Source organism: Caballeronia zhejiangensis (assembly GCF_022879815.1).
Taxonomy (GTDB): Bacteria; Pseudomonadota; Gammaproteobacteria; order Burkholderiales; family Burkholderiaceae; genus Caballeronia; species Caballeronia zhejiangensis.
Genome location: NZ_CP084283.1, coordinates 1 through 25,623 on the forward strand (window position 1 = coordinate 1; position 25,623 = coordinate 25,623).

Below are 25,623 nucleotides of genomic sequence, written 5' to 3' on the forward strand. Positions count from 1 at the left end.
ATGAACGATTTCTGGGAACACTGTTCCGCACTGCTTGCGCGCGAACTCACGCCGCAGCAGTACGTCACGTGGATCAAGCCGCTGACCCCGGTCGACTTCGATGCCGGCGCGAACACCTTGCGCATCGCCGCTCCCAATCGCTTCAAGCTCGACTGGGTGAAGAGCCAGTTCTCGGGCCGCATCGCCGATGTGGCGCGCGACTTCTTCAGCGCGCCCATCGACGTGCAATTCGTCCTCGATCCGAAAGCGACCGCGCGCAACGCCATCGGCGGCGGACCGAATGCCGCGCCACGTCCGACCGCGAGCGCGCCCGTCGCGCCGCGCGCCCCGGCGCCGGCTGCGGCCGCGCCTCAGGCGCCGACGGTCGTTGCGCATGCGAACGCCACCGCGCACATCAACGCGCTCGCCGCAGAAGCGGCACAGCAGGCGCAAGCCACGCAGGAAGATCAGGCCGATCTCGACCTGCCGAGCCTCGACGCCAACGAAGCCGCTGCCGGCCGACGCACGTGGCGTCCGGGCGGCGCGCCTTCGGCCGCGGGTGAAAACGATTCCGCATACGAGCGCTCGAAGCTGAATCCGGTGCTGACGTTCGACAACTTCGTCACCGGTAAGGCGAACCAGCTCGCGCGCGCGGCGGCCATTCAGGTCGCGGACAACCCCGGCATTTCGTACAACCCGCTCTTTCTGTATGGCGGCGTGGGTCTCGGCAAGACGCACCTGATTCACGCCATCGGCAATCAGTTGCTGATGGACAAGGCGGGCGCGCGCATCCGCTACATCCACGCTGAACAATACGTGTCCGATGTCGTGAAGGCGTACCAGCGCAAGGCGTTCGACGACTTCAAGCGCTATTACCACTCGCTCGATCTGCTGCTCATCGACGATATTCAGTTCTTCTCCGGCAAGTCGCGCACGCAGGAAGAGTTCTTCTACGCGTTCGAGGCGCTCGTCGCGAACAAGGCGCAGGTCATCATCACGAGCGACACGTATCCGAAGGAAATCTCCGGCATCGACGATCGCCTGATCTCGCGCTTCGACTCCGGTCTCACGGTCGCGATCGAGCCGCCCGAACTGGAAATGCGCGTCGCGATTCTGATGAGGAAGGCGCTGTCGGAAGGCGTGAGCCTGTCGGAGGACGTCGCGTTCTTCGTCGCGAAGCATCTGCGCTCGAACGTGCGCGAGCTCGAAGGCGCGCTGCGCAAGATCCTCGCGTATTCGAAGTTCCATGGCCGCGACATCACGATCGAACTGACCAAGGAAGCGCTCAAAGACCTGCTGACGGTGCAGAACCGGCAGATCTCGGTGGAGAACATCCAGAAGACGGTGGCCGATTTCTACAACATCAAGGTCGCCGACATGTATTCGAAAAAGAGGCCGGCTAACATTGCGCGCCCGCGCCAGATCGCGATGTATCTGGCGAAGGAACTGACGCAGAAGAGCCTGCCCGAGATCGGCGAACTGTTCGGCGGACGCGATCACACGACCGTGCTCCACGCGGTGCGCAAGATCGCGGCCGAGCGCGGCACCGATGCGCAGTTGAACCACGAACTGCACGTGCTCGAACAGACGCTGAAGGGCTAAGCGACCGATCGACGCTTTGCCAGGAACGCACGCGTCATTTATTGCGCCCGGCGGCCTGTTTTTTAACGAAAACGTCCCCATTTTTAGGGAGCGGTTCCGTTTTGAGGCACAATATAGGTTTAGCCGTCCGTGGCCTGGGCGGCATTCGAGCGCAGTTTTCGCGAGTGACCGGCGGGGGGCCGGCAACGCGTGTTACGAGGTTGTCCGTCGGGCAAATCTGGTGGCGAAACCGGCGGACAGGCCGTCACATCAACGAAGGAACTCTATGCAACTGGTCAAGACCGAACGAGATAATCTTCTAAGGCCGCTGCAAACCGTGAGCGGTATCGTAGAACGCCGCCATACGTTGCCGATCCTCGCGAATTTGCTCATCACCAAGAACGGCGCCGATGTGTCGTTCCTCTCGACCGACCTCGAACTCCAGATCACGACGCGCGCCGATTTCGGCGTCGGCAGCGATCAGGTCGCCACGACGGTCGCAGCGCGCAAGCTGCTCGACATTCTGCGCGCGATGCCTTCGGGCGAAGTCGTGCTCGACCTCTCCGACAAGCGTCTCACGGTGCGTTCGGGCAAGAGCCGCTTCGCGCTCCAGACGCTCGCCGCCGACGAATTTCCCACGGTCAACCAGGCTACTGACTTCGGCGCGAGCCTTTCGGTTCCGCAGAAGACGTTCCGCCAGTTGCTCGGCATGGTTTATTTCGCGATGGCCCAGCAGGACATCCGCTACTACCTGAACGGCATGCTGCTCGTGGTGGATGGCGACCAGCTGATGGCGGTCGCGACCGACGGCCACCGTCTCGCGTTCTCGTCGATGAAGATCGAAGGTTCGTTCCCGCGTCAGGAAGTCATCATTCCGCGCAAGACGATTCTCGAGTTGCAGCGCCTGCTCGAAGACATCGACGACTCGTTGAAGATCGACATCGCCGCGACGCAGGTGAAGTTCAGCTTCGGTCAGGTGGAACTGGTGTCGAAGCTCGTCGAGGGCAAGTTCCCCGACTTCCAGCGCGTGATTCCGAAGTCGCACAAGAACACGTTCGAGATCGGCCGCGAAGAGTTGCAGCGCTCGCTGCAGCGCGCGGCGATTCTCACGTCCGACAAGTTCAAGGGCGTGCGCTGCCTCGTCGAGCCGGGCCAGCTCAAGATCATGTCCACGAACGCGGACCAGGAAGAGGCGCAGGAAGAACTGGAAATCGCTTATCAGGGCGATTCCGTCGATATCGGATTTAACGTCACGTATCTGCTCGACGTGCTCGCGAATCTGAAGGTCGACACGCTCAAGGTGAGCCTTGGCGACGCCAATTCCAGCGCGCTCATCACGATTCCCGAGAACGAGGAATTCAAGTATGTGGTGATGCCGATGCGTATCTGACGCACGCAATACCGAGAACACTCCAAGGGGCGGCGCGCCCCTTTGGCGTTTTTAAGGTGTTTTGAAAAGTTCGAGCAGTAATCGCAGCGTTATCGAAGCAGTGTCGAAGCAGTGACGCAGAACCGGAAAAAATCCATGACTGAAAACACAAATTCGCAACCCGACAACAAGCCTGACAACAGCTACGGCGCATCGTCGATCCAGATCCTCGAGGGTCTGGAGGCCGTGCGCAAGCGGCCGGGCATGTATATCGGCGATACGTCGGATGGCACCGGTCTGCATCACCTCGTTTTCGAAGTGCTGGACAACTCCATCGACGAAGCGCTCGCCGGATATTGCGACGACATTCACGTCGTCATTCACGCGGACAACTCGATTTCCGTCACCGACAACGGCCGCGGCGTGCCCACGGGTCTGAAGCGCGACGACAAGCACGATCCGAAGCGTAGCGCCGCCGAAATCGTGATGACCGAGTTGCACGCGGGCGGTAAGTTCGACCAGAACAGCTACAAGGTGTCGGGCGGCTTGCACGGCGTGGGCGTGTCGTGCGTGAACGCGCTGTCGGAATGGCTGCGCTTGACCGTGCGCCGCGACGGCAAGAAGCACTTCATGGAGTTCGCGCGCGGCGTCGTGCAGAACCGCGAGCTCGTCGAGGAAGACGGCGTGCAGTATTCGCCGATGCCGGTCGTCGGCGAAACGGAAAATCGCGGCACCGAAGTGCACTTTCTGGCGGACGCGACTATCTTCGGCAATGTCGAATTCCACTACGACATTCTCGCCAAGCGCATGCGCGAGCTTTCGTTCCTGAACAACGGCGTGCGGATTCGCTTGACGGATCAGCGCACCGGCAAGGAAGACGATTTCGCGTTCGCGGGCGGCGTAAAGGGTTTCGTCGAGTACATCAACAAGGCGAAGCAGGTGCTGCATCCGACCGTATTCCACGCGGTCGGCGAGCGCGAGAACGTGACCGTCGAAGTGGCGATGCAGTGGAACGACAGCTTCAACGAAAGCGTGCTGTGCTTCACTAACAACATTCCGCAGCGCGACGGCGGCACGCACTTGACGGGCCTGCGCGCGGCGATGACGCGCGTCATCAACAAGTACATCACCGATAACGACATCGCGAAGAAGGCGAAGGTCGAGACCACCGGCGACGACATGCGCGAAGGTTTGTCGTGCGTGCTGTCGGTGAAGGTGCCGGAGCCGAAGTTCAGCTCGCAGACGAAGGACAAGCTCGTGTCGTCGGAAGTGCGCGCGCCGGTCGAGGAAATCGTCGCGAAGGCGCTGGAAGATTATCTGCAGGAAACGCCTAACGACGCGAAGATCATCACGGGCAAGATCGTCGATGCCGCGCGTGCTCGCGATGCCGCGCGCAAGGCGCGTGAGATGACGCGTCGCAAGGGCGTGCTCGACGGCATCGGTTTGCCGGGCAAGCTCGCGGATTGTCAGGAGAAGGATCCGGCGAAGTCCGAGATTTATATCGTCGAGGGCGACTCGGCGGGTGGATCGGCGAAGCAGGGACGCGACCGCAAGTTCCAGGCGATCCTGCCGCTGCGCGGCAAGGTGCTGAACGTCGAGAAGGCGCGCTTCGACAAACTGCTGTCTTCCGAGCAGATCGTGACGCTGGTGACGGCGCTCGGCTGCGGCATCGGCAAGGACGACTACAACCTCGACAAGCTGCGCTATCACCGCATCATCATCATGACCGATGCGGACGTCGACGGCGCGCACATCCGCACGCTGCTGCTCACGTTCTTCTATCGGCAGATGCCGGAGATCGTCGAGCGCGGGTACATCTATATCGCGCAGCCGCCGCTTTACAAGATCAAGGCGGGCAAGGACGAGCGCTATATGAAGGACGCGCACGAGCTCAATCAGCATATGTTGAAGCTGGCGTTGCAAGGGTCCGAACTCATCCCGAGCGAAGGCGCCGATCCGATCTCCGGCGATGCGTTGGGCGAGCTCGCGCGTGCTTATTTGCTCGCGCAGGCCGTCGTCGATCGTCTCAGCCGCATTTACGACGCGGCTTCGCTGGAGGCCGTGATGGACGGCGTGGTGATCGATCTGTCGTCGCAGGAAGCGGCGGAGGCATCGGCGAAGCGTCTGGAAGAGCGTCTGCGTGCCGACCCGCTGAAGCCGGAAGTGAGCGTCGAACCGGCTTACGATCAGGTGCGTGAGCTGCGCTCGCTGCATGTCAAGCGGCGTCATCATGGCAACGTGAAGGTCACGGTGTTCGACGAAGACCTGCAGCTGACCGCGGATTACAAGCAGCTTGTTTCGACGGCGGATACCTTCAAGGGCTTGATCGGCGAAGGCGCGTTGATCAAGCGCGGCGAGCGCTCGATGGCGGTGACGGATTTCAAGAGCGCGATGAAGTGGCTGATCGCGGATGCCGAGCGCAACGTTTCGAAGCAGCGCTATAAGGGCTTGGGCGAGATGAATCCCGAGCAGCTGTGGGAAACGACGATGGATCCGAACGTGCGGCGTTTGCTGCGCGTGCAGATCGAGGACGCGATCGCGGCGGATGGCATCTTTACGACGCTGATGGGTGATGATGTCGAGCCGCGTCGGGCGTTTATCGAGAATAACGCGCTGCGGGCGGGGAATATTGATGTTTGATTGCTGATTGTCTCTGCATCATCCAAACCCGTGTCCGCGCAAGCGGCACGGGTTTTTCTTTTCGCGCATCACGCGCTTTGCCGCAACGGCAACCAAATCTCCGTCACCAGATCCCCCGGCGCGGTCTCCCTCGGATCATTCACATAAACCTCGAAAACCGGCGCCTCTCCGGTTTCACGCCCGGAGCGCGGCAACCATTCCCCATACAACCACTGATACGCAAAACAAAGCTGCGCATACGGCCCGATATGCGTGAGCACCGCAAACTCCCCACCCGCGACTTCCACCCGCGAAACCGGCGCTTCGAACTTCACATCGTCGGGGGAGAAGAGCTCACAACAAGCCATCGAGCGCAAATCGTCTTCGGCAACGGCGGAAGGATCATCGAAATAAATCCCGAGCGAGCGCGCCCGCGGATCGACCAGCCCGCGCACCGCAAGCCAGTGAAACAGCATCTCGAACGCCCGCCCGATATTCATGTACGACCCGCGATGCTCCATCGCCGCGACCGTAAATCCACGCTGACTACGAATATCGACCTGATGCATCGCCGTATCTCCTGATCGAACTTCATCCAAAGGAACGAATCTCGAAGCGCCGCCCTCACTGCGAAACTGCGCCGGCGGAATCCGATAACTCGCCTGAAACGCCCGCGAAAACGCCTGCACGCTGCTGTAACCCGCGTGTTCGGCGATCGAATCGATCGGCAGGCGCCCTGCAAAAGCTCGTTCGACGCGCGATGCAGCCGCAAGCGTCGGACGGTCGCCGCCGCCGTCTCTCCATAAAACGCGTGATAAATCCGATGCCAGTGATACGGCGACAAACACGCCACCTCGGCGAGCCGATTGAGATCGAGCGCGTCGTCGAGATGATCGTGGATATACGCGACCACGCGCGCGAGCCGCGTCTCATAAGACTTTTCGCTCATCGCCAGCTCCGAAAGGAAAGAAAACTCGATGTCAGGAAACGTAGCACGACCCGCTTTAGCATTTCTTGCGGACTTGCGCCGACCGCGCCGCCACGAGACACGCGTACACTTTCGCCTTTGAGCGCACGAACGCGCCACGAACCGAGAAATACGAACATGTTCACCTGCCGAAACCAGTCCTGCGGCGCCGATTGGGCGCTGTCGGACGTCGATATTCACAACGAGGGCCAAGGCCTGCTGTTCCGCTGCCCGATGTGCGGCGCGCGCAACTACGTCACGCGCCACGAGACCAACGACGGCGACGTGACCTACGAGCAAGTCCAGGACATCACGCCGCACGGCAAGCGATAACCGACATGACCACCGACACCTCTTTCAGCAGCCTGCCGCTCTCGCCGGCGATGCAGTCGAATCTGCAGCAGCTCGGCTATCTGTCGATGACGCCGATCCAGGTCGCGAGCCTGCCGCTGGCGCTCGCGGGCCACGATCTCATCGCGCAGGCGAAAACGGGCAGCGGCAAGACCGCTGCTTTCACGCTGCCGCTGCTCGCCAAACTCGATGCGACCCGCTTCGCGGTGCAAGCGCTCGTTCTCTGTCCGACGCGCGAACTCGCCGATCAGGTCACGCAGGAAATCCGCCGCCTGGCGCGCGCGGAAGAGAACGTGAAAGTGCTGACGCTGTGCGGCGGCACGCCGATGCGCCCGCAGATCGCGAGTCTCGAGCACGGCGCGCATATCATCGTCGGCACGCCGGGACGCATCATGGATCACCTGCAGCGCGAGACGCTTTCGCTCGATGCGGTCCGCACGCTCGTTCTCGACGAAGCCGATCGCATGCTCGACATGGGCTTCTTCGACGATATCGCGTCGGTCGCGCGCCAATGCCCGAAAGATCGTCAGACGCTGCTCTTTTCGGCGACGTATCCGGAAGGCATCGCGAAACTGAGCCAGCAGTTCCTGCGCAATCCGCGCGAAATCAAGCTCAAGGAACAGCACAGCAACGCGAAGATTAAGCAGCGCTTCTATCAGGTCGAGGATCACGAGCGCCTGCATGCCGTCGGCTTGCTGCTCGATCACTATCGCCCGGTCAGTACGATCGCGTTCTGCAACACGAAGCAGCAATGCCGCGATCTGCTCGACGTTCTGTCCGCGCAAGGCTTCGAAGCGCTGACCTTGCACGGCGAACTGGAGCAGCGCGAGCGCGACCAGGTGCTCGTGCAGTTCGCGAATCGCAGTTGCTCGGTGCTCGTCGCCACCGATGTCGCCGCGCGCGGGCTCGACATCGCGCAACTGGAAGCGGTGATCAACGTCGATGTGACGCCGGACCCGGAAGTGCATGTGCATCGCATTGGCCGCACCGGTCGCGGCGATGAGGAAGGCTGGGCGCTGTCGCTCGCGAGCATGGACGAAATGGGGCGCGTCGGCGCGATCGAAGAGGCGCAGCGCGCGGAAGTGGAATGGCATCCGCTCGACGAACTGACGTCGGCGGAACCGGGTCATCTGAAGCCGCCGATGGCGACGCTGCAAATTCTCGGCGGCCGCAAGGACAAGATTCGCCCCGGCGACGTGCTCGGCGCGCTCACCGGCGAAGCGGGTTTCAACGGCAAGCAGATCGGCAAGATCAACGTGATGGACATGGTCACCTACGTGGCCGTCGAGCGAAAGGTCGCGGACGACGCCGTGCGCAAGCTGAGCGCGGGCAAGCTCAAAGGCCGCAAAGTGAAAGTGCGCCGGATGTGATCGCGCTCACGCCTCGCGCGACGCGTCTCCCACGATGCGCTCGGACGACTGTTTGCGCGTGACGAGCCGCAATCCGCTCGCGATGCTTCCCGCGCCCGCGAACGCCGCGCCCAGCGACAACGCGAGCGCCGGGCCATGCTTTCCGGCGATGCTGAAACACAACGCGACGAGCGCCGCGCCCGTCGCCTGTCCGATCAGACGCGACGTCGCGATCATGCCGCTCGCGCCGCCGCTGCGTTCGCGCGGCGCGCTCGACATGAACGCCTTCAGATTCGGCGACTGAAAGAAACCGAAGCCCGCGCCGCAAATCGCCATGCGAATGCAGATCTCCAGCGCATGCGGCTCTGCGGGCAGCATCGCGAGCGAAACCATTCCCACGCATAGAATCGCCAGCCCGACGCCGCCGAGCAGACCCGGCGCGTGACGATCGGAAAGACGTCCGGCGATCGGCGCCATGAGCGCGACGAGCGCGGACCACGGCGTCATCAGAAATCCTGTTTCGACCTGACTGCGCCCCAGCACGCTTTCGAAGAAGAACGGCAGCGACACGAACGCGAGCCCTTGCGCGGCGAACGAGCAGATGGCGGTCATCGTCGAAAGGGCGAACATCGGGCGGCGGAAGAGATCGACGGGCAGCATCGGCGCGGGATGGCCGCGCTCGCGTCGCAGCAGCAGGAAGCCCGCGACGAGCGCGACGCCGAAGGACGCGAGCACGGTGTGCGCCGGCGCGCGCTGGGCCGCTTCGCCGAGCGCGAAGATCAGCGACGCGAACGTGACGACGTTGAGCAGCGCCGCGAAACGATCGAAGCCGTGCGCTGCGCGCTTCGTCTGCGGCAGCGACGGCCACGCGATTATCAACGCGAACACGCCGACCGGCAAGTTGACCGCGAAGAGCCACGGCCAGGTGCCGAGCGAGAGGACGATCGACGCGACCGTCGGCCCGATCGCGAACGCGATCCCGACGACGAGCGCATTCAGCCCGACGCCGCGTCCGAGCCGGTGCGGCGGAAAGATCGCGCTGATGAGCGCCGCATTGACGCTCATGATCGCGCTGGCGCCGAGGCCTTGCAGCAGGCGCGCGGCGACGAGCGTCGGCAGCGACCACGAAAACGCGCATACCGCCGACGCGATCAGAAACACGATCAGCCCGCCGAGATAGACGCGCCGATGCCCGAGAATGCCGCCGAGCGCGGCGAACGGGAGCAGCGTCGCGACCATCGCGAGCTGATAGGCGTTGATGATCCAGACGGAGGCCGCGGGCGTCGTGTGCAGATCGGCGGCGATCGCGGGCAGCGCGGTATTGGCGATGGCGGTGTCAAGCGTCGCCAGCGCGACCGAGAGCAGGATCGCGGCCATGCCGCGGCGCTCGAGCGGGGTCATCGGGGCGTCGGGGTCGTGAGGCAGGTCTTGCGAGCGTTCTTCGGTGGGCACGACGGGCATTCCGGATGTAAGCGGACGGAGAATAATCCGAAACGATACGGGAAGATTCGCGGTTTCGCTGGATGGGTGCCCGGGAGCTTTCAAAGCGATGTCAGCGGTTATGCTTTTACGGCTTTGGTTCATCGAAGGAGACCGATGATGACGATACGGATCGTGAGACTGGGAACGCCGCGCGCGGAGAACGAGGGATTGCGGATCGGCACGGTGCGGCGGCCGCCGCGCGGCGTGCCGAAGGCCGAGTTCGCGAAGCGCGATTTTTATGACGTGTGGTATCCGGTGCTAGCGCCGACGCCGGAACTGGTGACGCAGGCGCTTCATGCCGAGAACGACGAGGATTGGCGCGCGTTCGTGAAGAAGTTCAAAGCGGAGATGGCTGAGTCGGATGCGAGCAAGACGCTCGATTTGCTGGCGGCGTTGTCGCATACCGCAAACTTTTCGGTCGGGTGTTATTGCGAGGATGAGGCGCGGTGTCATCGCTCGGTGTTGCGGGAGTTGTTGCAGGCGCGCGGGGCGGAGGTGGTTTGAGAGTCCGATAACTCCAGAGCCGGAGTCTATAATTCGGCTTCAAGTGAGCGCCCGCGGCTGGGCGGGCGCGTCGGCAATCTGATTCGGATTTTTTGCTCATCAACCGTCGCCGACATATCCCACCCATACGAGCCGCAGCCGCAAAGGCCGCGAGCGCGCTGGACGGGCCGTCGTGGTCTGAATTCAACCGGAACGGATGTCGCGATGGGGCAAGTAGTTAGTAGTGCATCGACAAGCGAGAGGATCTCATCGCAAATCTTGAAGCCAACTGCGTTCCGGTCTCCATGCTGTATGGAAATGTCGACGAATATGACGTCTTTCTGGAGGAGCGTCGAAAGTTGATGGCCCTCAAGATCAAGGCCTGGTTCGAAGTGCTTTGAGAATTGTCGACGCGTAGGTTGTCGGCGAGGTGTATGCGACAACTGACAAACGAAATCAACCCGGTTGGAGGTCGCTACGTTCGGCCGGGTTTGCGATGCACTGCGCGCGCGACGGTCGTTGCATGAGAAAGACGCCGTGCTGATCCGACGCGCACGAAAAGCAAAAAGCCCGGTCAGCTTTCGCTAACCGGGCTTCGGAATTCTTTGGTGGGGCGTGAGTGACTCGAACACTCGACCTACGGATTAAGAGTCCGCTGCTCTACCAACTGAGCTAACGCCCCAACAGAAGGGAAATTATAGCGGGAGCTTTTGCAGAAGCGCAAGCCCTCGAAGCGAAAATTCTTAACTTTCTGACGAAACCGTCCCTGAAGGGCGTCTGCGAGCGCGCGACGCCCCGGTATCATGACGCATCTTCAGCCACCGCATCGCGAAAGAAGAACCATGGACGAAACCGCCATCCGCGCCTTGCTCGACGACATCCTCGCGCCGTGGGTCAAGGAACTGCGCCTCGCGCCCGAATCCATCGCCGAAAACGCCGTCACGCTGCGCTTGCCGTATTCGGATCATCTGCGTCACGCGGGCGGCGTCATCTGTGGGCAAGTTTTCATGGCCGCCGCCGACACCGCGATGGTCATCGCCGTCTCGCACGTTCTCGGCGGGTTCCAGCCGATGACCACCGTCTCCCTCAACACCACATTCATGCGCCCGGTCAAAACCAGCGACGTGCTGATCACCGCGCACATCCAGCGCCGCGGACGCAATCTCGTCTTCGGCGAAATCGAGATGCACGACGAACAAGGCGAACTCGCCGCGCACGCCACGACTACCTACGCGCTCATCAACAAGTGAACGACAAATAAATGTTCGACCAAGTCGTATTCGCCGGCGGCGGAAACCGCTGCTGGTGGCAAGCCGGCTTCTGGGACGTCATCCAGCCGGAACTGGATCTCAGGCCGCGCATCATCGCGGGCATATCGGCGGGCGCGGCCACGGCGTGCATGCTCTACACGAACCAGTCGCGCTGGGTGATGGACTACTACGCCCACGCCCTGCGCGACAACACGCGCAACGCCTACTGGGGCAACCTGCTGCGCGGCCGATCGGTGTTTCCGCACTACCGCATCTATCGCCAGGCGCTGCTCGACATCTTCGCGAACCGCTTCCACGAACTCGCGTCGGCGCCTGAGATCCGCATCGGCGTGTCGCATCTGCCGCGCTGGCTCGGCGCGCGCAGCGCGGTCGCGGCGGGCCTCATCGCGTACAACATCGAAAAATACGTGCGCAAGACGCTGCATCCGACGCTCGGCCAGGCGCTCGGCTTTCATCCGGAATTCGTGAAGGCGCAGGAATGCGCGACGATCGAAGATCTCGCCGATCTCATCCTGCAATCGTCGAGCACGCCGCCGTTCACGCCGATCCTCCGGCGCAACGGCCGCCCGGTTCTCGATGGCGGCATGGTCGACAACGTGCCCGTCTCCGCGCTCGATCCATCGCCGGGACTCGTCCTCGTGATGGTCACGCGCCTCTATCCGCGCGAGCGCATGTTCGTCGTGCCGAACGGCGAGCAGAAGCGCCTTTACATCCAGCCGTCGCGCAAAGTGCCGATTTCGAGCTGGGACTATACGAGTCCGGCGCAAATGCAACATGCTTATGATCTGGGTCGCGCGGACGGCGAAGACTTCCTGGAACGTCTTCCGCGCCTGATGGAAACCGCTTCGCATCTCGCTTGAGGAGCAGACCGTGGCGAAGAAACACACGTACGAACTGACCGTCGACTGGACCGGCAATCTCGGTTCCGGCACATCGGCTTACGACGCGTATTCGCGCGATCACCTCGTGCGCGTCGGCACGAAGACGGCGATCGAGGCGTCGAGCGATCCGGCGTTTCGCGGCGATCCCGCGCGTCACAATCCCGAAGAGTTGTTCGTGGCGTCGCTCTCGTCGTGCCACATGCTCTGGTATCTGCACTTGTGCGCGACGAACAAGATCGCGGTGACCGGTTATGTCGATGCAGCCATCGGCACGATGCAGGAGGAATCGAAGGGCGACGGACGTTTCGTCGATGTGCTGCTGCGTCCGAAGGTGACGATCGGCGCGGGCAGCGACGCCGGTCTCGCGGCGCGCCTGCACGAAGAGGCGCACCGCTTTTGCTTCATCGCGAACTCGGTGAATTTTCCGGTGCGCTGCGAGCCGTCGATCGAAATGTCGACGCTCTGATCTTCGCCGCGACGAAACTCAACGGCGGCGCGCGTGGTGAAGCGCTTCCTTGTTGAAAACGCTCGAGGTATCGCCCGCATCGAACGCGAGGATGTTCCTGAACGCCGCGCCGAAATACAGCTCGTAACTCTCGCGCTCCACATAGCCGATGTGCGGCGTGCAGATCACGTTCTCCAGACGCAGCAGGCCGTAGCCTTGCAGAATCGGCTCGCTTTCGAACACATCGACGGCGACCATGCCCGGCCGGTTGTGGTGCAGCGAGTTGAGCAGCGCGTTCTCTTCGAGCAGTTCGGCGCGGCTCGTGTTGACGAACAGCGCGGTCGGCTTCATACGCATCAGATCGTCCTGCTTGACGATGCCAGTCGTCTCGTCCGTCAGACGCAGATGCAGCGTGAGCACGTCGCTCTGTTCGAAAAGCGCCTCGCGGCTTTCGGCGACCGCGAATCCATCTTCGCGCGCGGCGCTTGCCGAATGCTCCCGTCCGTAGACGAGCACGTTCATGCCGAACGCTTTGCCGTAGCCCGCGACGAGCTTGCCGATCTTGCCGTAGCCCCAGATGCCGAGCGTCTGTCCGCGCAGCACTTGGCCCAAGCCGAAATTCGGCGGCAGCGCCGATGTCTTCAACCCCGACTGCTGCCACGCGCCTTGCTTCAGGTTTGCGACGTACTGCGGAATGCGCCGCTGCGCCGACATGATGAGCGCCCACGTCAGTTCGGCGGGTGCGATCGGCGAACCTGTGCCTTCCAGCACTGCGATGCCGCGTTCCGTGCACGCATCGATATCGATATGCCCGCCGCCCGCGCGTCCCGTCTGGCTGATCATGCGCAGTTTCGGACATTTGTCAAGCAGTTGCGAGCTGATGCGCGTGCGTTCGCGAATCAGCACGAGCGCGTCGACTTCCGAAAGTCTGCTGGCCAACTGTCCGAGACCACGCACCGTGTTATTGAAGACCTTCACCTCATGGTCATCGAGCAGATGGAAGCAATCGAGCTTCCGGACGGCATCCTGGTAGTCGTCGAGAATGGCGATTTTCATGGGCATTGGGTGGCTTTTGTTAGGCATCAAACGTGCTGCTTTTTAATCGAAGGCGAGAATGTAGCGTTAAATTCGGGTAAATACCGATAAATTGCGCTCTATTCGTCGTTATTGCGCTGCATCAACGAGTCCATGCAATGCAGTGTTATGCTTGATTCCCATTTTTCAGGAGCCTCGTCAGGCCGCGCCAAAATAAAGAAATTCGGCACAAGTAGCGGAAAACACGATGATCCGCGAGGAGACAGGCCACTTAGTATCTCTTTTTAACAGTTTGTTCCTTTGCGACGCAAGCCGCGAAAAGGTACGGTTTGCTGCGTAAGGATTCATGCCCGTGACGCCGCATTGGCTCGCGAACCGCATTTCATGCGATGAAAGCGCGTAAAGGAGCGCTGCAAAATTCATGAAAGCGCCCGGCGGTTCGAGTCGCACACGCCTCTCGCATGCAGCGTCAGTGGGGCCATTGGTTTTCATTGCAGAAGAACGGAGACAGCTCGATGAACCAGCCCGCAGTAGTCGAAGACAACCATAAAAACGCCGTCGAAATCGAAGCGCCGGCCTATGTCCGGCACCGAAGACTCATCGAATGGGTCCAGCAAATCGCGGCCCTGACCAAGCCGGATCGCATCGAATGGTGCGACGGGTCGCAGGAAGAATACGATCGGCTCTGCCAGCAGATGGTCGAAGCCGGCACGATGAAGAAGCTCAATCCCGAGAAGCGCCCGAATTCCTTCCTCGCCTGCTCGGATCCCTCGGACGTGGCGCGCGTCGAAGATCGCACGTTCATCTGCTCGCAGCGGCGCGAAGACGCCGGCCCCACGAATAACTGGATCGATCCGCAGGAAATGCGCGTCACGCTCGACGGCCTGTTCGACGGGTCCATGCGCGGCCGAACGATGTATGTCGTGCCGTTCTCGATGGGCCCGCTCGGCTCGCCGATCGCGCATATCGGCGTGGAATTGTCGGACAGCCCGTATGTCGTGACGAACATGCGCATCATGACGCGCATGGGACGCGCCGTGTACGACGTGTTGGGCGAGAACGGCGAGTTCGTGCCGTGCGTGCATTCCGTCGGTGCGCCGCTCGTCGATGGGCGCAAGGACGTGCCTTGGCCGTGCAACGACACGAAGTACATTGTCCATTTTCCCGAAAAGCGCGAAATCTGGAGTTTCGGCTCGGGATACGGCGGCAACGCGCTGCTCGGCAAGAAATGCTTCGCGCTGCGCATCGCCTCGACGATGGGCCGCGACGAAGGCTGGCTCGCCGAGCACATGCTGATTCTCGGCGTGACCTCGCCGCAGGGGCGCAAGTATCACGTCGCGGCGGCGTTTCCGTCGGCGTGCGGCAAGACCAACTTCGCGATGCTGATTCCGCCGAGCGACCTGAACGGCTGGAAGGTCACGACCATTGGCGACGACATCGCGTGGATCAAGCCGGGCCGCGACGGGCGTCTCTACGCGATCAATCCGGAAGCGGGCTATTTCGGCGTCGCGCCCGGCACGAGCGAGAAGACCAACTTCAACGCGATGGCCACGTTGACGGAAAACGTGATCTTCACGAACGTCGCGCTGACCGACGACGGCGATGTCTGGTGGGAAGGCATGACCGACACGCCGCCCGCGCATCTGATCGACTGGCAGGGCCGCGACTGGACGCCGGCAATCGCGAAGGAAACCGGCGCGAAAGCCGCGCATCCGAACGCGCGCTTCACCGCGCCGGCGTCGCAGTGTCCGTCGATCGATGCCGATTGGGAAAATCCGGCCGGCGTACCGATCGATGCGTTCATCTTCGGCGGACGCCGCTCCAACACCGTGCCGCTCGTCACTGAAGCGCGCGACTGGAAGGAAGGCGTCTACATGGCCGCGACGATGGGCTCCGAAACCACCGCCGCCGCCGCGGGGCAACAAGGCGTCGTGCGCCGAGATCCGTTCGCGATGCTGCCGTTCTGCGGCTACAACATGGCCGATTATTTCGACCACTGGCTGAAAATGGGCGAGCGCCTCGAAGCGACGAACGCGAAAGCGCCGAAGTTCTTCTGCGTCAACTGGTTCCGCAAGGGCGACGACGGCAAGTTCGTGTGGCCGGGCTTCGGCGAAAACATGCGCGTGCTGAACTGGATGATCGGCCGTATCGAGGGCACCGCGAAGGGCGAGGAGCACGCGTTCGGCATTTCGCCGCGCTACGAGGACATCGACTGGGGCGCGCTCGGCTTCTCGCGCGAGCAGTTCGAGCAGGTCATCTCCGTCAGCGATGCCGCCTGGCGCGACGAACTCGCGCTCCACGACGAGCTTTTTTCGAAGCTCAAGCACGGTTTGCCGGAAGCTCTGCCGGACGCCAAGGCCGGTATGGAGAAGCGCCTCGCCGCATAAGCGTCGCATCCGGCGCGCTCGCGCGCCGGATTTATATCGAAAGCTGAATCAATCCCTTTTTATCGGACCCGCAGCGACGGGCCCGATTTGCTCCTCGCGTACACCGCCGAAATTGACGCGGCAAGTGCTTTCAAAATTACATCAATCGGATTGCACTGATCTTGGTGTTGTGGAAATCGCAACAATCGGTGATCTTTCATCCGCGTAACGCGCCTAACATCAAGATTTTTTTCGATTTTTTTGTGCTTCCGGGCAACTTCTGCACAAAAACGCCGGTCCTAGGATAATCCTGAATTGCTTTGCAGCAGAATTCGAGCCGTCTAGCGGCAGGAGTTGTCTTATGGATCATTTGCAGTCGATGAGAGTATTCGTCCGCGTCGCGGATCTCGGGAGTTTCGCCCGTGCCGCAAGCGCGATGGACATCTCCAATGCGGTGGCTACGCGGCACGTCGCGGACCTGGAAGGACGCCTCGGCACGCGCTTGCTCAACCGCACGACGCGCAGCCTCTCGCTCACCGAGTCCGGCCAGGTTTATCTGGAGCGGGCGCGGCAAATTCTCGACGAACTGGAAGACGTCGAACAAATGGTGGTGGCGCGCAATCACGAACCGCTCGGTTCGCTCAGGATCGTCGCGCCCGTCGTGTTCGGTCTGCATAATCTCGCGCCCGTGTTACAGACGTATGCGCAGCGTTATCCGAAAGTCGTGCCGGACGTGACGCTGGTGGATCGTCAGGTCGATTTGGTCGAGGAAGGCTTCGATGTCGGCATCGTGATCGCGCGGCAGGTGAAAAGCGCAAGCGTCGTCACGCGGCGTCTGACGACGGGCTGCATGACTGTCTGTGCGACGCCCGCGTATCTCGAAACGCACGGCACGCCGACGCGCCCCGAGCATCTGCTTGAGCATCCGTGCCTGAGCTTGCCGTCGGAATACTGGGGCGACGAGCGCGTGTTCACAGGTCCGGAAGGCGAAGTGCGTGTGCGGCCGCAGAACGTGATCATCGCGAACAACACGGAGATGCTGCGGCAGTTCGCGCTGCTCGGCATGGGCATCGCGATTTTGCCGAGCTATTTGATCGGCAACGACACGACGCGCGGCCAGCTCGTGCGTCTGCTCGGCGACTATCAATTGCCGCAGGTCGAGATCAACGTCGCGTATCCGAGCCGCCGTCATTTGCCGGCGAAGGTGCGGACGTTCATCGATCACCTCGTCGAGCATTTCAGCCAGACGCCGAATCATCAACTCGGCGAGCAGTGGATTCGCGATGGCCGCGGCAGGCCGGTGGCGCATTCGCACTACGAGCACGCCGACGAACCGGCGACGCCCGCGCCGCGCGCGCGCCCGATCGACGGCGAGCTCGCGCCGAAGCTATCGAAACCGTCGCGTACGCGAGGGCGTGTGCCGGCGGCATCGCCTTTCTGAAAGGCTCGCGCCAGGCGCAAATAAAAAACCCCCGCGACGTTTCTCGCGGGGGTTTTTCTTTCTGACGGATTCCGAGAACGATCAGCTCGTCTTCTTCGCCGGAGCTTTCTTCGCTGCCGCCTTCTTCGCGGGCGCTTTCTTGGCTGCAGTCTTCGCGGACATGGTCTTGGCGGCGACTGCGACATCGCTGTCGCCGTTGTCGTCGCCGCTGTCGGCTTGAGCTTCCGCTGTCGCGCCGCGCTTCGCCGCCGTCTTCGCGCCCGGTTTGGCCTCTTTCTTCTCGAATTCGAAGCCGATCTTGCCATCCGGCTGCTTCACGAGGAATGCCTTGAAGTTGCGTCCGGTGCGCGACGACTTGAAGTTCGTCAGCAGATCGGTGCGGCCCGCGCCCAGCAGCTTTTCCATCTGTTCGCGGGTGATTTCCTGCTGAAGGATCACCTTGCCGGAGCGGAAGTCGCAAGTCTTCGGATTCGACACCGAGTTTTCGCACACATAGCTCATGCCGTGTTCGAACACGCGCGACTGGCATTTCGGACATGCGCCGACCGGCGTCTGCTCGGAGAAATCGGGCGGTTCGCCGTCTTCGCCGCCGGAATCCTGACCGAAGTCGAATTCGAGCTTGTAGTTCTTGATTTCGTCGTCCAACGCGAGCTTGAGGATCGCCGAGAACGGACGGCCCATCTTGCTGCGAAAGCCCGACAGCGGCCCGATGGTCTTCTCGCGCAGCAATTCCTCGACTTCAGGAATCTCGAACTGACGTCCGCCCGGAATCTTCGAAATCGAAAACTCGCACTTCGTGCACGCGAACCGGCGATAGTTCTCCTTCACCTGCGCGCCGCAATTCGGGCAGGGCGTTTCGAGCGTCGCGTAATCGCCGGGGATCGTGTCGGAGTCGTACTCTTTCGCGCGTTTGACGATGGTTTGCGTCATGCGCGCGATTTCCTGCATGAACGCATCGCGATGCAGGTTGCCGCGCTCCATCTGCGAAAGCTTGTGCTCCCACTGGCCCGTCAATTCGGGCGCGGTGAGCTCCTCGACGCCGAGACCGCGCAGCAAGGTCATCAACTGGAATGCCTTGGCCGTCGGGATCAGCTCGCGGCCTTCGCGCACCATGTACTTCTCGCCGAGCAGACCTTCGATGATCGCCGCGCGCGTCGCCGGCGTGCCGAGACCTTTCGCGGCCATCGCGTCGCGCAGTTCCTCGTCTTCGACGAGCTTGCCCGCGCCTTCCATTGCCGAAAGCAGCGACGCCTCGTTGTAGCGCGCGGGCGGCTTGGTCACGAGACCGTGCGCCTCGACCTTTTCGACATCGACCTTTTCGTCCTTCTGCACCGGCACGAGATTGCCTTCCTCGCCCGCGGCTTCGCGGCCGTAGACCTGCAGCCAGCCGGGCTCGACCAGCACCTTGCCTTCCGTCTTGAAGTGATGCCCGGAAACTTCGGTGATGCGCGTCGTCACGAGATATTCGGCCGCCGGGAAAAACACCGACAGGAAGCGCTTGACGACGAGGTCATACAGCTTCTGCTCGGGCTCGGACAGCGCTTTGGGCGCCTGCAGCGTCGGGATGATGGCGAAGTGGTCGCTGATCTTCGAATTGTCGAAGATGCGCTTGTTCGGCTTCACCCAGCCCTTGTCGAGCACCTGCTTCGCGAACGGCAGATAGTTGTTGCTCTCCTTGAGCATGGTCATCGTGTCTTTGACCGTGTTCAGGTAGTCCTCGGGCAGCGCGCGCGCGTCGGTACGCGGATAGGTGAGAACCTTGTGCTTTTCGTACAGCGCTTGCGCGAGGCCGAGCGTGTTCTTTGCCGAAAAGCCGAAGCGGCTGTTGGCTTCGCGCTGCAAGCTGGTCAGATCGAACAGCAGCGGCGACATTTGCGTCGACGGCTTCGATTCCTCGGTCACGGTGCCGGTCTTGCCGCGGCACGCCGCGACGATGGATTCCGCCGCCGGCAGGCTCCACAGGCGCGAATCGCGCTGCTCCGGATCGTTTTCGACGCGCTTGAACTTCGGATCGAACCAGCGGCCTTCGTACAGGCCCTTCGCGGCGATGAACTCGGCGCGCACTTCCCAGTAATCGCGCGGCACGAATCGCCGAATCTTCTCTTCGCGTTCGACGACGATCGACAACGTTGGCGTCTGAACGCGGCCGACGGTCGTCAGGAAGAAACCGCCGCCCTTGCTGTTGAACGCGGTCATCGCGCGCGTGCCGTTGATGCCGACGAGCCAGTCCGCTTCCGAGCGGCAGCGTGCGGCGTCGGCGAGCGGCTGCATGTCGGCATCGCTGCGCAGGTTCGCGAAGCCTTCGCGGATCGCGGCGGGCGTCATCGACTGCAGCCACAGGCGCTGGACCGGCTGCTTCGCCTTCGCATGCTGCGCGATCAGACGGAAAATCAGCTCGCCCTCGCGCCCCGCGTCGCATGCGTTGATGAGGCGGTCGATATCTTTTCGCTTCATCAGCTTCGTCAGCACCTTGAGGCGCGACTCGCTTTTCGCGATGGGATTCAGGTCGAAATGCGGCGGAATGACCGGCAGATTGGCGAAGCTCCATTTGCCGCGCTTGACGTCGTACTCCTCGGGCGCCGCGATCTCGAGCAGATGGCCGACCGCGGACGAGAGCACGTAGTCGTCGCTCTCGTAGTACTCGTCATGCTTGGTGAAGCCGCCCAGCGCACGCGCGATGTCGTTCGCGACGGAAGGCTTCTCAGCGATGATCAGGGCTTTGGACATGACTCAAAAGGGTTGGTAACTGGCAGCGGCCCGGTTTGGACTGCTTTAACGACCGCTTTATAGCACACGCTTTGCGCGGCGGGCGCCGAACCGCGAATCCGGGCGTTTCGATATCCGGCCCGCGAAGCGCGTTGCGAGAGACGCGAAAGATGCGTTTCGCGGGCGTCGCAATCAGGCCGTAGCAAGCGCCGGGCGCAGTTTCGGCGCACCGACCATGCCCGGCAGCGCGGTCAGATCGGTGAGCATCCGTTCGACGATGGAAGCCTGCGGCAGAACCGTGCCGAAGAATCGCGTCGTGACCGAGTCCTCGATCAGGATGGTAGGAAAATTTTCCACGTCGAGATCGTCGAAACGGTCGGCGTGATTCTCGATGTCAATCCACGCGAAGCAGACGTCCGGATGCGCGTCCGCCAGCTTGTCGAACCCTTCGCGATACTCGCGGCACGTTCCGCACCACTCCGCGCACAGGCAGGCGACGAACAGCGTGCCGGGCACGGCGATGCGTTCCGCGATGAGATCGGCGTCGGTATCGAGATTCAGCGCGGACATGACGGGTGCGAGATCCTTATTGGTATCGGCTGCGGGGACGGCTCATTTTTCCGCGAATGTAGCACGACGAGGAATCACGAGCGCTGCACCGCCGCGTAGCGACCGCCCGCGAGCGCGGCCACCTGGCCCGACAATTCGAGCTGCAGCAGCGCGCCTTGCAACGCCGCCCCGTCCAGATCGGTGCGCGTCGCGAGGATTTCAAGCGTCGCGGGCGCATGGCCGAGCGCGCCGAGCACGCGCGCGGCATCGGCGTTCATCCGCGTGTCGTGCAACGCCGCCGATGCCCACGATGCGCTCACCGGCCGCAGCCTCCCGCGCTTTGCCGCCGACCCCGCCGCGCTTGCCTGCGCCGACGAGAAACCGAACTCTTCGAGCACTTCTTCCGGCGTTTCGACGAGCTTCGCGCCCTCCTTTATCAGCCGATGACAACCCTGCGAAAGCGGCGCGTGGACGGAGCCAGGCATCGCAAAAACATCGCGCCCCATTTCGTTGGCGAGCCGCGCGGTGATGAGCGAGCCGGAGCGCATCGCGGCTTCGACGATCAGCACGCCGCCCGACAATCCCGCGATCAGCCGGTTGCGCTGTGGGAAGTTGGCGGAGCGCGCGGGCGTGCCGAGCGGCCATTCGGAGAGCATCGCGCCGTCGCGGGCGATTTCGTGCGCGAGCGTGTGATGCGCGGCGGGATACACGAGATCGGCGCCCGTGCCGATGACCGACACCGTGCCGGTCGCACCCTCCAGCGCTCCGCGATGCGCGGACGCATCGATGCCGAGCGCGAGCCCCGACACGACCGCAAGTCCCGCATCCGACAGCACGCGGGCGAAGCGGCGCGCGTCCTCCAGACCTTGCGGCGTCGCATGCCGGCTGCCGACGATCGCCACCGCGCGCGCCTGCAGCAGATCGAGCCGGCCCTTCGCATAGAGCAACGGCGGCGGATCGGGCATCGTCAGCAGCGCTTGCGGATAGGCGGCGTCGGCGAGCGTCAGGACGTGGTTGCCCGGTTCGGATGCCCACGCCGAAGCCGCTTCAATATAGTGGTCGAACGAAACGCCTTCGATGTCCGCGGGTGGCGCGAGCACGGCTTCGGCTGTGCGGGCGTCGGTGGTTTCCGCGAGCGTCGCAAAACTCTCCGACAAAACCTCGCGCGGACCGCCGAAAGTACCGAGCAACGTGCGCAGCGCGAGCGGGCGCAGCTCTTTGGCGTGCGCGAGCCGCAGCCAGGCGCGCAGTTCGTCGGCATCGAGTGTGGAGGCGGCTTCCTCGGTCGGCAGGTCGGCGGTCGTCATGTTAAGATTTTTGATCCGGAATAGATAAAGAAAGGTCGCTCAGGCACGTTTGAAAGCCCGCAGCGACGCCCATCGGCCGCTTGCCGGCGGCGTTGAATCCACTGGATTCACCCGCATATCTTCGGCATGCCGCCCCATTACCCGCAACCTGGCCGAATGGCCGATTTACACGCGTCGCGGCGCGCGTAGACAATCCGAATCATGGCTCTGCTCAAGATACTCAACTACCCGGACAAGCGTCTGAACAAGGTGGCGAAACCTGTCGCCGTGGTCGACGACCGCATCCGCAAGCTCGTCGCCGACATGGCCGAGACGATGTACGCCGCGCCCGGCGTCGGCCTCGCCGCGACGCAGGTGGATGTGCACGAGCGCGTGATCGTGATCGACGTCTCGGACGCGCACGACCAGCTGATGGTCTTCATCAACCCTGAGCTCGTCTGGACGAGCGAGCAGAAGAAGGAATGGGAAGAGGGCTGTCTTTCGGTGCCGGGCATTTACGACTTCGTCGAGCGCCCTGACAAGGTGCGCGTGAAGGCGCTGAACGAGAAGGGCGAAACCTTCGAGCTCGATTGCGACGGCTTGCTCGCGGTGTGCATCCAGCACGAGATGGATCATCTGGCTGGCCACGTTTTCGTGGAATATCTGTCGACGCTTAAGCAGACGCGCATTCGCGGCAAGATGAAAAAGCTGGAAAAGGCGCTGTAACCGATGACTCAATCGCTGCGCGTGGTTTTCGCCGGTACGCCGGAATTCGCTGCCGCCGCGCTCGCGGCCATTCACGCAGCCGGTTTTTCCGTGCCGCTGGTTTTGACGCAGCCCGACCGGCCCGCCGGACGCGGCATGAAGCTGACCGCCAGTGCGGTCAAGCGCTTCGCCGTCGAGCATGGTCTGAAGGTCGCGCAGCCAACGTCGCTGCGTCGCGCGGGCAAGTATCCGCAGGAAGCGGCGGAAGCCATCGATTCGCTGAAGGCCACGCCGCACGACGTGATGGTCGTCGCCGCGTACGGGCTCATCCTGCCGCAGGAGGTGCTCGATATTCCGCCGCGCGGCGCGATCAACATTCACGCTTCGCTGTTGCCGCGCTGGCGTGGCGCGGCGCCGATCCATCGCGCGATCGAAGCGGGCGACGCAGAAACCGGCATCACGCTGATGCAGATGGACGCCGGCCTCGACACCGGCGCGATGATCCGTGAGGCGCGCACGCCGATTCTCGCCGACGACACGACCGCCACGCTGCACGACAGGCTCGCGCAGATGGGCGCGGAGTTGATCGTCGCCGCGCTGCGCGATCTCGAACGCGATGGCGCATTGCTGTCCACGCCGCAGCCGGACGAAGGCACGACCTACGCGGAAAAGATCGCGAAGAACGAAGCCGCGCTCGACTGGCGTCGTCCGGCGGAAGAGCTCGCGCGCCAGATTCGCGCGTTCGATCCGTTTCCCGGCGCGTTCGGCACGCTCGACAGTGCGCCGATCAAGATCTGGGCGGCGCAACCGGTCGACGGTGCGGGCGAACCGGGCGCCATCGCCGATGTTTCCCCGGACGGTATCGTCGTTATGTGCGGCAGCGGCGCGCTGAAACTCACGCAACTTCAGAAACCGGGCGGCAAGCGCTTGCCCGCGCGGGAATTTCTCGCGGGCGCGCCGCTCGCGAAGGGCCAGCGTTTCACGCTGCAGTGAAGGACGGCAGGACAGACGCAGCGCTAAAATAAATCGTTGTCAACGCGCGCCTGTCTGTCTGGAGTTTTTCGATGCTCGGCATTACCGGTTTCACCTTCTTTCTCGTCGCCGTCTTTCTTCTCAACGTCACGCCCGGCCCCGATACGGCTTACATCGTCGGACGCAGCGTCGCTCAAGGACGCGGCGCGGGCATCGTTTCGGCGCTCGGGATTTCCGCTGGCTGCATCGTCCATACGCTCGCGTGCGCCTTCGGGTTGACGGCGATTCTCGCTGCATCGGCGACGGCGTTCACGGTCATCAAGATTGCCGGCGCGATTTATCTGATTTATCTCGGCGTGCGCCTCATTTTCGCGAAGCACGACGACACCGAAACCGCGCGCGAGACGCAAAACGAAAAAGCCACGCCGAAATCGCTCGGCCAGCTTTTCGCGCAAGGCTTCGTCACGAACGTGCTGAATCCGAAGGTCGTGTTGTTCTTCGTGTCGTTCTTTCCGCAGTTCGTCGCCGCCGACAGCCAGCACAAGACGCTCGCGTTTCTCGCGCTCGGGGTCGTGTTCATCGCGATGAGCACGGTCTGGAACAGCTTCGTCGCGTGGATCGCGGGCAGCGTCACCGAGCGCTTCGCGGGCAAATCGGGCGTGAAGAAGTGGCTGGATCGCGGGGTCGGCAGCGCGTTCGTCGGACTCGGTATCAAACTCGCGACGACGCATCGATAAATCGCGCAATCTCGGATTGAATTATTGCCGGCTGCCACTATCTAACATTTTGCTTACAATTGTCGTCCCGGTCATGTTGGCCGGGGCAACCGCGCACTTCGCGCACTGCATACAGGGAGAGGAGCTCCGGACATGTTCAACTGGGTCAAAACCGCGATGCTGATGGCTGCGATCACGGCCCTCTTTGTCGTGATCGGCGGAATGATCGGCGGATCGAAGGGCATGATGCTCGCGCTGATCGTCGCGCTCGGCATGAATTTCTTTTCGTACTGGTTCTCGGACAAGATGGTCCTGCGCATGTACAACGCGCAGGAAGTCGACGAAACCACCGCGCCGCAGTTTTATCGCATGGTGCGCGAGCTCGCGACGCGCGCTCAATTGCCGATGCCGCGCGTCTATCTGATCAACGAAGACGCGCCGAACGCGTTTGCCACGGGCCGCAATCCCGAGCACGCGGCGGTCGCGGCGACCACGGGCATTTTGCGCGTGCTGTCCGAGCGTGAAATGCGCGGCGTGATGGCCCACGAACTGGCGCACGTGAAGCACCGCGACATCCTCATCTCGACCATCTCCGCGACGATGGCCGGCGCGATCTCCGCGCTCGCGAACTTCGCGATGTTCTTCGGCGGTCGCGACGACGAAGGTCGTCCGGCGAATCCCATCGCGAGCATTCTGGTGGCGATTCTCGCCCCGATCGCGGGTGCGCTGATCCAGATGGCGATTTCCCGCGCGCGCGAATTCGAAGCCGATCGCGGCGGCGCGGAAATTTCGGGCGATCCGCAAGCGCTCGCGAGTGCGCTCGAGAAGATTCACGCATACGCGACCGGCGTGCCGTTCCCGACCGCCGAGCAGCATCCGGCGACTGCGCAGATGATGATCATGAATCCGCTGTCGGGCGGCGGCATCGCGAATCTGTTCTCGACGCACCCGGCGACCGAAGAGCGCGTCGCCCGCCTGATGGAAATGGCGCGCACCGGCCGCTTCTAAAACCTGCAACGTCGTAAAGCAAGGCCGTTCCGGTTACGCCGGAGCGGCCTTTTTCCTGTTCG

General features: G+C 62.6%; 20 protein-coding genes, 1 tRNA gene and 1 pseudogene. 15 read left to right on the plus strand and 7 right to left on the minus strand.

What is annotated here, in order from left to right; all coding sequences use genetic code 11:
- From dnaA to gyrB, 3 genes are all read left to right on the plus strand, one after another.
- Positions 1 to 1,581: a chromosomal replication initiator protein DnaA gene (gene dnaA, locus LDZ23_RS00005; RefSeq protein WP_008352222.1), complete on the plus strand. Its 1,581-nt coding sequence runs from the start codon at positions 1 to 3 to the stop codon at positions 1,579 to 1,581.
- 265 nt (positions 1,582 to 1,846) lie between these two features.
- Complete coding sequence (dnaN, locus tag LDZ23_RS00010; RefSeq protein WP_008352220.1) at positions 1,847 to 2,950, plus strand: DNA polymerase III subunit beta; 1,104 nt, start codon at positions 1,847 to 1,849, stop codon at positions 2,948 to 2,950.
- Positions 2,951 to 3,085: 135 nt separating this feature from the next.
- Positions 3,086 to 5,569: a DNA topoisomerase (ATP-hydrolyzing) subunit B gene (gene gyrB / locus LDZ23_RS00015; RefSeq protein WP_008352217.1), complete on the plus strand. Its 2,484-nt coding sequence runs from the start codon at positions 3,086 to 3,088 to the stop codon at positions 5,567 to 5,569.
- Between the two features lie 68 nt (positions 5,570 to 5,637).
- Here the strand turns inward: gyrB and LDZ23_RS00020 are convergent.
- A pseudogene (locus LDZ23_RS00020) lies at positions 5,638 to 6,497 on the minus strand (AraC family transcriptional regulator).
- Positions 6,498 to 6,653: 156 nt separating this feature from the next.
- Between LDZ23_RS00020 and LDZ23_RS00025 the strand changes: the two are divergent.
- Together LDZ23_RS00025 and dbpA are read left to right on the plus strand one after the other, a co-directional pair.
- Positions 6,654 to 6,848, plus strand: a complete 195-nt coding sequence (locus tag LDZ23_RS00025) for a hypothetical protein (RefSeq protein WP_008352215.1) — start codon at positions 6,654 to 6,656, stop codon at positions 6,846 to 6,848.
- Positions 6,849 to 6,853: 5 nt separating this feature from the next.
- On the plus strand, positions 6,854 to 8,236 hold the full coding sequence (dbpA, locus tag LDZ23_RS00030; RefSeq protein WP_008352213.1) for an ATP-dependent RNA helicase DbpA: 1,383 nt from the start codon (positions 6,854 to 6,856) through the stop codon (positions 8,234 to 8,236).
- Positions 8,237 to 8,242: 6 nt separating this feature from the next.
- On the opposite strand, the gene LDZ23_RS00035 is transcribed toward dbpA, so the two are convergent.
- Positions 8,243 to 9,616 carry an MFS transporter gene (locus LDZ23_RS00035; protein ID WP_008352211.1) on the minus strand — a complete coding sequence of 458 codons (1,374 nt, stop codon included), beginning with the start codon at positions 9,614 to 9,616 and terminating at the stop codon, positions 8,243 to 8,245.
- 198 nt (positions 9,617 to 9,814) lie between these two features.
- Here LDZ23_RS00035 and LDZ23_RS00040 point away from each other — a divergent pair, with 198 nt between their 5' ends.
- Positions 9,815 to 10,201 carry a DUF488 domain-containing protein gene (locus LDZ23_RS00040; protein ID WP_008352210.1) on the plus strand — a complete coding sequence of 129 codons (387 nt, stop codon included), beginning with the start codon at positions 9,815 to 9,817 and terminating at the stop codon, positions 10,199 to 10,201.
- Between the two features lie 585 nt (positions 10,202 to 10,786).
- Here LDZ23_RS00040 and LDZ23_RS00045 read toward each other — a convergent pair.
- Positions 10,787 to 10,862: transfer RNA gene (locus LDZ23_RS00045), tRNA-Lys, on the minus strand.
- A gap of 160 nt (positions 10,863 to 11,022) precedes the next feature.
- On the opposite strand from LDZ23_RS00045, the gene LDZ23_RS00050 reads away from it, so the two are divergent.
- Genes LDZ23_RS00050 through LDZ23_RS00060 form a run of 3 tightly spaced genes read left to right on the plus strand, consistent with a single transcriptional unit; the run spans position 11,023 to position 12,798 of the window.
- Entirely contained in the window at positions 11,023 to 11,430 is a 408-nt protein-coding gene (locus LDZ23_RS00050; RefSeq protein WP_008352205.1) for a PaaI family thioesterase, read from the plus strand.
- An 11-nt stretch (positions 11,431 to 11,441) separates the two neighbouring features.
- Positions 11,442 to 12,311, plus strand: coding sequence for a patatin-like phospholipase family protein (locus LDZ23_RS00055; protein WP_008352203.1), 870 nt, complete (start codon positions 11,442 to 11,444; stop codon positions 12,309 to 12,311).
- Positions 12,312 to 12,321: 10 nt separating this feature from the next.
- Positions 12,322 to 12,798 (plus strand): OsmC family protein, encoded by a 477-nt coding sequence (locus tag LDZ23_RS00060; RefSeq protein WP_008352201.1) that lies wholly within the window; start codon positions 12,322 to 12,324, stop codon positions 12,796 to 12,798.
- A gap of 18 nt (positions 12,799 to 12,816) precedes the next feature.
- On the opposite strand, the gene LDZ23_RS00065 is transcribed toward LDZ23_RS00060, so the two are convergent.
- Positions 12,817 to 13,833, minus strand: a complete 1,017-nt coding sequence (locus LDZ23_RS00065) for a D-2-hydroxyacid dehydrogenase family protein (protein WP_008352199.1) — start codon at positions 13,831 to 13,833, stop codon at positions 12,817 to 12,819.
- 494 nt (positions 13,834 to 14,327) lie between these two features.
- On the opposite strand from LDZ23_RS00065, the gene LDZ23_RS00070 reads away from it, so the two are divergent.
- Together LDZ23_RS00070 and LDZ23_RS00075 are read left to right on the plus strand one after the other, a co-directional pair.
- Positions 14,328 to 16,199, plus strand: a complete 1,872-nt coding sequence (locus tag LDZ23_RS00070) for a phosphoenolpyruvate carboxykinase (GTP) (protein ID WP_008352197.1) — start codon at positions 14,328 to 14,330, stop codon at positions 16,197 to 16,199.
- Between the two features lie 340 nt (positions 16,200 to 16,539).
- A complete protein-coding gene (locus LDZ23_RS00075) occupies positions 16,540 to 17,619 on the plus strand; it encodes a transcriptional regulator GvmR (RefSeq protein WP_008352196.1) in 1,080 nt (359 codons plus the stop codon).
- 81 nt (positions 17,620 to 17,700) lie between these two features.
- Here LDZ23_RS00075 and LDZ23_RS00080 read toward each other — a convergent pair whose 3' ends face one another.
- The 3 genes from LDZ23_RS00080 to dprA all read right to left on the minus strand — a co-directional run bounded on the left by LDZ23_RS00080 (position 17,701) and on the right by dprA (position 22,181).
- Positions 17,701 to 20,346 (minus strand): DNA topoisomerase III, encoded by a 2,646-nt coding sequence (locus LDZ23_RS00080; RefSeq protein WP_008352195.1) that lies wholly within the window; start codon positions 20,344 to 20,346, stop codon positions 17,701 to 17,703.
- A gap of 171 nt (positions 20,347 to 20,517) precedes the next feature.
- Complete coding sequence (locus LDZ23_RS00085; RefSeq protein WP_008352194.1) at positions 20,518 to 20,895, minus strand: thioredoxin family protein; 378 nt, start codon at positions 20,893 to 20,895, stop codon at positions 20,518 to 20,520.
- Positions 20,896 to 20,969: 74 nt separating this feature from the next.
- Positions 20,970 to 22,181 carry a DNA-processing protein DprA gene (gene dprA / locus LDZ23_RS00090; RefSeq protein WP_008352193.1) on the minus strand — a complete coding sequence of 404 codons (1,212 nt, stop codon included), beginning with the start codon at positions 22,179 to 22,181 and terminating at the stop codon, positions 20,970 to 20,972.
- A gap of 201 nt (positions 22,182 to 22,382) precedes the next feature.
- Between dprA and def the strand changes: the two genes are divergently transcribed.
- From def to htpX, 4 genes are all read left to right on the plus strand, one after another.
- On the plus strand, positions 22,383 to 22,886 hold the full coding sequence (gene def, locus LDZ23_RS00095; protein WP_008352192.1) for a peptide deformylase: 504 nt from the start codon (positions 22,383 to 22,385) through the stop codon (positions 22,884 to 22,886).
- A 3-nt stretch (positions 22,887 to 22,889) separates the two neighbouring features.
- A complete protein-coding gene (gene fmt / locus LDZ23_RS00100; protein WP_008352191.1) occupies positions 22,890 to 23,858 on the plus strand; it encodes a methionyl-tRNA formyltransferase in 969 nt (322 codons plus the stop codon).
- A gap of 71 nt (positions 23,859 to 23,929) precedes the next feature.
- Positions 23,930 to 24,574 carry a LysE family translocator gene (locus LDZ23_RS00105; protein ID WP_008352189.1) on the plus strand — a complete coding sequence of 215 codons (645 nt, stop codon included), beginning with the start codon at positions 23,930 to 23,932 and terminating at the stop codon, positions 24,572 to 24,574.
- A 132-nt stretch (positions 24,575 to 24,706) separates the two neighbouring features.
- A complete protein-coding gene (htpX, locus tag LDZ23_RS00110) occupies positions 24,707 to 25,561 on the plus strand; it encodes a zinc metalloprotease HtpX (RefSeq protein WP_008352188.1) in 855 nt (284 codons plus the stop codon).
- Positions 25,562 to 25,623: the final 62 nt, after the last annotated feature.

Coding starts and splice junctions, on each gene's coding strand:
- LDZ23_RS00080 (WP_008352195.1), bottom strand. CDS start 20,346: ATGTCCAAAGCCCTGATCATCGCTGAGAAGCCTTCCGTCGCGAACGAC.
- LDZ23_RS00055 (WP_008352203.1), top strand. CDS start 11,442: ATGTTCGACCAAGTCGTATTCGCCGGCGGCGGAAACCGCTGCTGGTGG.
- gyrB (WP_008352217.1), top strand. CDS start 3,086: ATGACTGAAAACACAAATTCGCAACCCGACAACAAGCCTGACAACAGC.
- dprA (WP_008352193.1), bottom strand. CDS start 22,181: ATGACGACCGCCGACCTGCCGACCGAGGAAGCCGCCTCCACACTCGAT.
- LDZ23_RS00035 (WP_008352211.1), bottom strand. CDS start 9,616: ATGACCCCGCTCGAGCGCCGCGGCATGGCCGCGATCCTGCTCTCGGTC.
- LDZ23_RS00105 (WP_008352189.1), top strand. CDS start 23,930: ATGCTCGGCATTACCGGTTTCACCTTCTTTCTCGTCGCCGTCTTTCTT.
- LDZ23_RS00025 (WP_008352215.1), top strand. CDS start 6,654: ATGTTCACCTGCCGAAACCAGTCCTGCGGCGCCGATTGGGCGCTGTCG.
- LDZ23_RS00065 (WP_008352199.1), bottom strand. CDS start 13,833: ATGAAAATCGCCATTCTCGACGACTACCAGGATGCCGTCCGGAAGCTC.
- LDZ23_RS00050 (WP_008352205.1), top strand. CDS start 11,023: ATGGACGAAACCGCCATCCGCGCCTTGCTCGACGACATCCTCGCGCCG.
- dnaN (WP_008352220.1), top strand. CDS start 1,847: ATGCAACTGGTCAAGACCGAACGAGATAATCTTCTAAGGCCGCTGCAA.
- fmt (WP_008352191.1), top strand. CDS start 22,890: ATGACTCAATCGCTGCGCGTGGTTTTCGCCGGTACGCCGGAATTCGCT.
- LDZ23_RS00075 (WP_008352196.1), top strand. CDS start 16,540: ATGGATCATTTGCAGTCGATGAGAGTATTCGTCCGCGTCGCGGATCTC.
- dnaA (WP_008352222.1), top strand. CDS start 1: ATGAACGATTTCTGGGAACACTGTTCCGCACTGCTTGCGCGCGAACTC.
- htpX (WP_008352188.1), top strand. CDS start 24,707: ATGTTCAACTGGGTCAAAACCGCGATGCTGATGGCTGCGATCACGGCC.
- def (WP_008352192.1), top strand. CDS start 22,383: ATGGCTCTGCTCAAGATACTCAACTACCCGGACAAGCGTCTGAACAAG.
- LDZ23_RS00040 (WP_008352210.1), top strand. CDS start 9,815: ATGACGATACGGATCGTGAGACTGGGAACGCCGCGCGCGGAGAACGAG.
- LDZ23_RS00085 (WP_008352194.1), bottom strand. CDS start 20,895: ATGTCCGCGCTGAATCTCGATACCGACGCCGATCTCATCGCGGAACGC.
- LDZ23_RS00070 (WP_008352197.1), top strand. CDS start 14,328: ATGAACCAGCCCGCAGTAGTCGAAGACAACCATAAAAACGCCGTCGAA.
- dbpA (WP_008352213.1), top strand. CDS start 6,854: ATGACCACCGACACCTCTTTCAGCAGCCTGCCGCTCTCGCCGGCGATG.